The 7,371-nt window shown below is 66.2% G+C and carries 6 protein-coding genes, 1 pseudogene and 1 riboswitch; of the genes and pseudogenes, 1 reads left to right on the forward strand and 6 read right to left on the reverse strand.

Annotation, left to right across the window (positions count from 1 at the left end; translation table 11 throughout):
* Window positions 1–10: 10 nt before the first annotated feature.
* From ACE3T8_RS12105 to ACE3T8_RS12115, 3 genes and pseudogenes are all read right to left on the reverse strand, one after another.
* A pseudogene (locus tag ACE3T8_RS12105) lies at window positions 11–556 on the reverse strand (mechanosensitive ion channel domain-containing protein); the annotation flags it as partial.
* A 25-nt stretch (window positions 557–581) separates the two neighbouring features.
* The gene (gene purU, locus ACE3T8_RS12110; protein WP_374609451.1) at window positions 582–1,433 is read right to left on the reverse strand and encodes a formyltetrahydrofolate deformylase; all 852 of its coding nucleotides are present in this window, start codon (window positions 1,431–1,433) and stop codon (window positions 582–584) included.
* Window positions 1,434–1,472: 39 nt separating this feature from the next.
* Window positions 1,473–2,735 carry a serine hydrolase domain-containing protein gene (locus ACE3T8_RS12115; protein ID WP_374609452.1) on the reverse strand — a complete coding sequence of 421 codons (1,263 nt, stop codon included), beginning with the start codon at window positions 2,733–2,735 and terminating at the stop codon, window positions 1,473–1,475.
* A gap of 87 nt (window positions 2,736–2,822) precedes the next feature.
* Here ACE3T8_RS12115 and ACE3T8_RS12120 point away from each other — a divergent pair, with 87 nt between their 5' ends.
* A complete protein-coding gene (locus tag ACE3T8_RS12120) occupies window positions 2,823–3,020 on the forward strand; it encodes an oxidoreductase-like domain-containing protein (protein ID WP_374609453.1) in 198 nt (65 codons plus the stop codon).
* Window positions 3,021–3,029: 9 nt separating this feature from the next.
* On the opposite strand, the gene ACE3T8_RS12125 is transcribed toward ACE3T8_RS12120, so the two are convergent.
* The 3 genes from ACE3T8_RS12125 to ACE3T8_RS12135 all read right to left on the reverse strand — a co-directional run.
* Window positions 3,030–3,989 carry a ribonucleotide-diphosphate reductase subunit beta gene (locus ACE3T8_RS12125; RefSeq protein WP_374609460.1) on the reverse strand — a complete coding sequence of 320 codons (960 nt, stop codon included), beginning with the start codon at window positions 3,987–3,989 and terminating at the stop codon, window positions 3,030–3,032.
* Between the two features lie 56 nt (window positions 3,990–4,045).
* Window positions 4,046–6,472 (reverse strand): ribonucleoside-diphosphate reductase subunit alpha, encoded by a 2,427-nt coding sequence (locus ACE3T8_RS12130; RefSeq protein WP_374609454.1) that lies wholly within the window; start codon window positions 6,470–6,472, stop codon window positions 4,046–4,048.
* Window positions 6,473–6,650: 178 nt separating this feature from the next.
* Window positions 6,651–6,886: riboswitch (cobalamin riboswitch) on the reverse strand.
* Between the two features lie 103 nt (window positions 6,887–6,989).
* A partial coding sequence (locus ACE3T8_RS12135) for a S1 RNA-binding domain-containing protein (RefSeq protein WP_374609455.1) occupies window positions 6,990–7,371 on the reverse strand: 382 nt, incomplete at its 5' end.

Raw genomic sequence — 7,371 nt, forward strand, 5'->3', positions numbered from 1 at the left:
CGCCCGGTTCCCAGCGGCGCACGGCACGCTGGAAGAACATGCTGTTGGGCACGCGCAGCAGGCTGTGGCCACCATGCGCATGGGTCTCGCGCAGGGTGACGTAGACCAGGGTGATGTCCATCACCTGCCCGCGCAGGCCGGGGCGCTCGCCGCTCTCCAGCAGTTCCACGTGGTCGTGCAGGCGGAACGGGCGGCTGGTCATGATCAGGAACGCGCAGAACACATTGGTCAGCACGCTCCATGCGGCGAAGAACGCCACCGCCGCCACCGTGGCGAAACCGGTGAACGCGCCCCACAGCACGCCGGCGGACACGCCGACCACGTGCAGGATCGCCAGCAACGCGGCGAATCCGACCAGGAAGCCGCTCACCCGGCGCACGCCCATGCTGACTTCCAGCGGCAGGTCGTAGCGCCTTGCCAGCCGGGCAACCAGGCGACGCAGCAGCCAGCGCAAGGTCCACGCCACCAGCAGGATCACCAGCACCTGCAGCACGATCGCCACTTCGGCGAACCACGGGCGCAACCAGTCGGGCAGATAGGCTCTCATGCCGCGCATGGTAACCGCGGGTGGCGCGGCGGCTTCAGCGGAACACCACCGTGCGATGCCCGTTCGGCAGGATCCGGTGTTCGATGTGGTGGCGCACCGCGCGGGCCAGCACCTGCGATTCGATGTCGCTGCCGACGCGCACGAGATCGCGTGGGGTCATCGCATGGTCCACGCGGGCCACGTCCTGCTCGATGATCGGGCCTTCGTCGAGGTCCGGCGTGACGTAATGCGCGGTCGCGCCGATCAGCTTGACCCCGCGCGCGTGCGCTTGGTGGTACGGCTGCGCGCCCTTGAAGCTGGGCAGGAAGCTGTGGTGGATGTTGATCGCGCGGCCGGCCAGTGCTTCGCACAGGCGCGGCGAAAGGATCTGCATGTAGCGCGCCAGCACTACCAAATCGACCTGTTCGCGCTCGGCCAGGTCGATGATCGCGTGCTCCTGCGCCTCGCGATTGCCGGCATCCACCGGCAGGTGATGGAACGGCACGCCGTAGGACGACGCCAGCGCGGCGAAGTCCTCGTGGTTCGAGGCCACCGCCACGATGTCCGCGCGCAGCTGGCGGCTGTGGGTACGGAACAGCAGGTCGTTGAGGCAATGGCCCTGCTTGCTCACCAGCATCAACAGGCGCGCGCGGCGGCGCGCATCGTGCAACTGCCAGTCCATGCCGAAGTCATCAGCGAGCGTCGTGAATCGAGCGCGGAATGCCTCGACCGCGTGCGCCGCGGGCGCATCGAAATGCACGCGCAGGAAGAAGCGACCGGTTTCGCCGTCGCCGAACTGCTGGGCATCGAGGATGTTGCAGCCGGCCTCGAACAGGCAGCCGGAGACGCGGTGGACGATGCCGGTGCGATCCGGGCAGGACAGGGTCAGGATGTGGTCGTGGCGCATGGGGGATGCGGTGGGCGTCGCGCGGGGCGCGCCACTATGTCACAGGTCGAATGCCAGCAGATCCAGCCCGGTGGCCGCGCGCACGATGCGCCGGTACAGCACGTTGCCGTTGGCCGCGTTGGCCATGATGACGATGGCCCGCTGGTGCGCGGCATCGCCCAGCGCGAAGGTCTTGAAGACGCCGGCGTTGCTGCCGGAGTGATACAGCACCGGGCCGACCCGGGTGGCTTCGAGGTTCCAGCCGAGGCCCTTTTCCGTCCATCGTCCGGGCAATGCGATCTGCGGTGTCAGCATCGCGGTGCGCGTCGCGGGTTTCAGCGCCCACGCAGCCGGCGACGCATGCACGACCAGCGCCATGAAGCGCGCGTAGTCCTGCACCGTGCAGCGCAGGCTGGCCGCGGAATTGGCGAGGATGTCGCTGGGCCAGTTCACCACGCCCGTCCTGGCATTCGCGCGGGCGAGCGGCAAGGCGCGCTCGGCATCGGCATAGCGCCATGTCGAGAGCGGCTTGCGCCATGCATCGGCGGTCGGTTGTGCGGCGTCCCACGCCTCGCGCAATCCCTGCGCCGGCATGCCCGGCTGGGTGTCATCCGGTGCACGATGACCGTATGCAGAGCGCGTCGCCAATGCCGCATCCCAGCCGTAACTGCTGTCGCGCATGCCCGCAGGCGCGAACAGCAGGCGGTGCATGGTCTGGTCAAGGCTTTCGCCGGTCACCGCCTCCACCGCCAGCTGCAGCCAGACGAAGGCCTCCCCGGAATAATCGATGCGCATGCCCGGCGCCACGGCGGGTACCAGCGGCTCGTTGGCCGGATCCTTTCGCCAGTTCGGCAGGCCGGTGGTATGGCGCAGCACGTCGCGCACGGTGATGCGCTCGATCCACGGCGACTGGCCGAGGTAGGCGGGCCTCACGTACCTCACCAACGGCGCGTCCAGCGCCAGCTCGCCACGATCGACCAGTTGCAGCACGGTGTAGGCGAACACCGGCTTGCTGAGTGATGCCGCTTCCCACAACGTGTTGTCTTCGACCGGCGTGCCGCGTTCGACATGGGTGACGCCGAAGCCACGCGACCACGCCAGCCTGCCCGCCTCCACCACGGCGATGCCCACGCCGGGCACGCCGAGCGCGCGCATTTGCCGCGGCAGGTCCTGCAGGAGCGCATCGCCGGGAATCCAGTCGGCGGTGTCATCCCAAGGCTGAGCGGCCTGGACGCCTGCCGGCAAGGCGGCCAACGACGCCAGTCCGATGCCGCCGGCCAACAGATTGCGACGCGAGATTGCTGGCACGTTGGGATCAGTCATGCCGCATTGGAGCGGTTCGTCGCGCATGTCGCAAGCACCCGCACACATGCGCATGGATAATCACCGCGACTCCCTCATCGCCATCGCATGACCAGCCTTCTCGCCAATGCCGATCCGGACCCGCGTCCCCAACCACCGGAACGTCCCCTGCCCTCAGACTGCTGCGACAGCGGCTGCCCGGTCTGCGTGCATGACCTGTATGCCGAAGAAGTGATCGCCCATCGAAAGGCGTTGGCCGCGTGGCTGCAGCGGCACCCGGAGGCGGATGCCACTGCGTCGCAATAACAGAGTCGCTTAGAACGCGTGGTCGAAGCCGACCTCACCCTGCACGCCGACCTGGTACGCGGAGACGCGGCGCTCGAAGAAGTTGGTCAGCTCCTGCACGTCCTGCAGGTCCATGAACGGGAATGGATTGCGTGACCCGAAGTGCCGCGGCATGCCCAACTGGGCCATGCGCTGGTCGGCGCAATATTCCAGGTACTGGCGCATGTCGCGGATCGACAACCCGGCCACGCCGCCGCTCAGGGTGTCCTCGGCGAACGCGACTTCGCAGTCGACAGCCTCGCACATCATCTGCACCACCTGCGCCTTGAGCGCGTCGTCGAACAGGTCGGGCTCTTCCTCGCGCGCAGTGCGGATCACCTCGAAGGCGAACGCCATGTGCGCGCTCTCGTCGCGGAATACCCAGTTGGTGCCGCTGGCCAGCCCGTGCAGCAGGCCGCGCGAGCGCAGGTAGTACACGTAGGCGAACGCGCCGAAGAAGAACAGGCCCTCGATGCAGCCCGCGAAGCAGACCATGTTGAGCAGGAACTGCCGGCGCTGCGCGCGCGTCTCGATCTTCTGCACGCCCTGCAGCGAGTCGATCCACTTGAAGCAGAACTCGGCCTTGCGGCGGATCGACGGGATGTTCTCGACTGCGGCGAACGCCTTGGCGCGTTCGTTCGGATCCGGCAGGTAGGTGTCCAGCAACGTCAGGTAGAACTGCACATGCAGCGCTTCCTCGTACAGCTGCCGCGACAGGTACATGCGCGCTTCCGGCGCATTGATGTGCTGGTACAGGTTCAGCACGAGGTTGTTGGACACGATCGAATCGCCGGTGGCGAAGAACGCGATCAGGCGTTCGATCAGGTGCCGTTCGGCCGGCCCGAACTTGGTCTTCAGGTCGTTGGTATCCAGCGAGAAATCCACTTCCTCCACCGTCCACGTATTGCGAATCGCGTCGCGGTACATCTCATAGAACTGCGGGTAGCGCATCGGCCGCAGGGTAAGTTCGAAGCCGGGATCGAGCAGCAGTTGGCGGTTATGCGCGCTCACTGGCAAGCCTCGCAGGCTTCCGGGTTCTCCAGCGAACAGGCGATGGCCTCGACCGGCGTGTAGTCCGGCTTCGGCACGCTTGCCGCAACACTCCCAACCGTGGTCTTGGCAATCTTTGTCGCCGGCCGTGAGCGCAGGTAGTACGTGGTCTTGATGCCCTGCTTCCACGCATACATGTACATCGACGACATCGCGCCGATGTTCGGGCTTTCCATGAACAGGTTGAGCGAAGCCGACTGGTCGATGAAGGCGCCGCGCCCGGCCGCCATGTCGATCAGTGCGCGCATGGGAATTTCCCACGCCGTGCGATAGACGTGGCGCAACGTCTCCGGGATCTGCGCGACGCCCTGCACCGAGCCTTCGGCCTGCTTGATCGCATCGCGCACCTCCGGCGTCCACAGGCCCAGCTTCTTCAGCTCCTCGACCAGGTAGCGGTTCACCTGCAGGAAGTCGCCGGAGAGCGTCTCGCGCTTGAACAGGTTCGACACCTGCGGCTCCACGCACTCGTAGCAGCCGGCGATCGACGCGATGGTCGCGGTCGGCGCGATCGCCACCAGCAGCGAATTGCGCAGGCCGTGCGTCTTGATGCGTTCGCGCAAGGCGTCCCAGCGCTCGCCGTTCGCAGGCACGATGTTCCACGCATCGAACTGCAATTCGCCGCGCGCGGCGCGGGTGTCGGCGAACGACGGATGCTGGCCGCGTTCCTCGGCCAATTCGCAGGACGTTTCCAGTGCATGGAAATAGATCGTCTCGGCGATCTTCGCGGACAACTGGCGCGCTTCCGCGCTGTCGAACGGCAGGCGCAGCTTGAAGAACACGTCCTGCAGGCCCATGCAGCCCAAGCCCACCGGCCGCCAACGCAGGTTGCCGCGGCGTGCGGTTTCGATCGGATAGAAATTCAGGTCGATGACGCGGTCGAGCTGGCGCACCGCCAAACGCACGGTCTCGGCGAGCTTGTCGAAATCGAAGAAACCGTCCTCATTGAAATGCCGCGCGAGGTTGATCGAACCGAGGTTGCACACCGCGGTCTCGTCGTTCGACGTGACTTCCAGGATCTCGGTGCACAGGTTGGACAGGTGGATGACATTGCCGGCGCGCAGCGTCTGGTTGCTCGCGCGGTTGCATTTGTCCTTGAAGGTCATCCAGCCGTTGCCGGTCTGCGCGAGCGTCCGCATCATCCGCGCGTAAAGCTCGCGCGCCTTGATGGTCTTGAGCGCCTTGCCCTGCGCTTCGGCTTGCACGTACGCGCGTTCGAACGCGTCGCCGTACAGATCGGTGAATTCGGGCACGACCCGCGGATCGAACAGCGACCAGTCGGCATCGGCCTCGACGCGCTGCATGAACAGGTCCGGGATCCAGTTGGCAAGGTTGAGGTTGTGGGTGCGCCGCGCCTCGTCGCCGGTGTTGTCGCGCAGTTCCAGGAACTCCTCGACATCGCCATGCCACGGCTCCAGGTAGACGCAGGCCGCGCCCTTGCGCTTGCCGCCCTGGTTCACCGCCGACACCGAGGAATCAAGGGTCTTCAGCCACGGCACGATGCCGTTGCTGTGGCCATTGGTGGACTTGATCAGCGAACCGCGCGAACGCACGCGCGTGTAGCTCACGCCGATGCCGCCGCTGAACTTGCTCAGCTGGGCGATGTCGCCGTACTTCGCGTAGATCGACTCCAGCGTGTCCTGCGGCGAATCCAGCAGGAAGCAGGACGACAGTTGCTCATGCGTGGTGCCGCTGTTGAACAGTGTCGGCGAGCTCGGCAGGTAGTCGAGTTCGGCCATGCGCCGGTACAGCGCGAGCGCGCCGGACACATCCTCGGACAGCGCACAGCCGATACGCAGGAAGAACTGCTGTGGGGTTTCGATGACCTTGCGGGTGCGCGGATGCCGCAACAGGTAGCGGTCGTACAGGGTGCGCAGACCGAAGTAATCGAAGTGGCGATCCAGCGACACATCCAGCGCGTCGTTGAGCTTGCGCGCATTGGCCTGGACGAACCCGAGCAGGCGGTCGTTGGCCAGGCCGACCTCGTGCCCGCGCTGCACCGACTGCGAGAACGCATGGATCTCCTGCCCGGCGACTTCCTTGGCGATCACGCTGGCCAGCAGGCGGGCGGCAAGCTTGCCGTATTCGGGTTCCTCGCCAGTGAGCAGCGCAGCGGTGCGGATCGAGAGTTCGTCGAGTTCGGCGGTGGTCGCGCCGTCGTACAGGCCGGAGATCGTGCGGGTGGCGACGCGCATCGGCTCCACGGCATGCAGGCCTTCTGCGGCGCGTGTGACGGCGCGCACGATCTTGTTGAGGTCCACCGCTTCGCTGGCGCCGTTGCGCTTGGTCACGCGCATCGTGGTCGCGGTCGGTGGCGGGGTCAGGTCGAACATCGGGGGTGAAAGCGGGGGCGCAACAGGCGCCTCGGCAAGCAAGGTCTCGGACATCGGGTGGCTCCATGCGTGATGCACGGTCCTTGCCTGTCCCTCGCAGGCGCGGATGGCATCGGAAACGCAGGGTCTGGCATCGATGTCGCACGGCCTGCGACCTGCATGCAAGGCATGCGGCCGGCCATGCTGCACCCGCCATCTCCCCCCGGAGATTCGTCGGCCGGCACCGCGCGGCGTGCTTCGCGCGGCTGTCGGCAGGTCTTCGGACTCATGGATGCGGCATCGGCGAACCGTTGCCTCCTTGGTCGCGGCTTCCCGGGATCACCATCCCAGTGCCAGTTGCGACCTCGTCTCCATTTACCGCTGCGGGGCAGTGCCGGGATGGGCGCCACATCCTTGGATGAGCGCCGCACCGGCTTCCCTTTTCATCCAGTGGTAGTAGCCACCGGAACCGACGACCACAACATATTGGGTCATCGGCGATGCGTCAATGGAAAAATGGATCTCCGTGCAATGCGCAAACAAAAAGCGGGCCGAAGCCCGCTTTCCGGTGTGACGCCGATGGCGCCGGCGATTACGCGCCGGTGCCTTCGCCCTCGGCCACGGCCTTCATCGACAGGCGGATGCGGCCCTGCTTGTCGACTTCCAGCACCTTGACCTTGACGATGTCGCCTTCCTTCAACACGTCGCCGACCTTCTCGACGCGGTCGTTGGAGATCTGCGACACGTGCACCAGGCCGTCCTTGCCCGGGGCGATGGTCACGAACGCGCCGAAGTCCATCAGCTTGGCGACCTTGCCCTCGTAGATGCGGCCCGGCTCGACGTCGGAGGTGATCTGCTCGATGCGCGCCTTGGCGGCCTGGCCGGCGGCGGCGTTGACCGAGGCGATGGTGATGGTGCCGTCGTCCTGGATGTCGATCTGGGTGCCGGTTTCCTTGGTGATCGCCTGGATCACC

It is taken from the genome of Thermomonas sp., from assembly GCF_041919455.1.
In the GTDB taxonomy this organism is placed as follows: domain Bacteria; phylum Pseudomonadota; class Gammaproteobacteria; order Xanthomonadales; family Xanthomonadaceae; genus Thermomonas.